General features: G+C 56.4%; 1 protein-coding gene. It reads right to left on the bottom strand.

Features of this window, described 5'->3' with window-relative positions; translation table 11 throughout:
- Positions 1-307, bottom strand: a 307-nt coding sequence (locus ACFTWP_RS41520) for a Wzz/FepE/Etk N-terminal domain-containing protein (protein WP_380270370.1), incomplete at its 3' end; no start/stop codon positions are given.
- Positions 308-358 lie beyond the last annotated feature (51 nt).

Genomic DNA, 358 nt, shown 5'->3' with positions numbered 1-358 from the left:
GAATCATGCGCGACCTCAGAATCTCGATCTCCGTCGTCGCAGCCGTCTTCAGTTCGAACATGCTCGCCAGATCGCCCAGGGCCGATCCGATCGAATTGCCGTTCTCTTCGACCTGAACCAGGATGTTCGACTCGTAGGTCGGTTTCGTGATCAGCGCATACAGGCCGCCCAGCAACGCTGCACCGAGCGCGAACGCGAGAATTACGTTCCTGTATTCCAGCAGCGCGGCCAGGTGCTCGCCGAGACTCGTGCTTTCCTCAGTTGAAGAGCTGCGTTGCCTGGACAGGAATTCATCTGCTTCTTGCATGGGCTTGGTTCGATTAATTGAGTTGCTGAAACGTGTCCGATTGGGGGTCTT

The organism is Kitasatospora sp. NPDC057015 (assembly GCF_042673745.1).
Classification (GTDB): domain Bacteria; phylum Actinomycetota; class Actinomycetes; order Streptomycetales; family Streptomycetaceae; genus Kitasatospora.
Note: the sequence above shows the minus strand (reverse complement) of the source record. Positions and strands in the feature narration are given on the sequence as shown.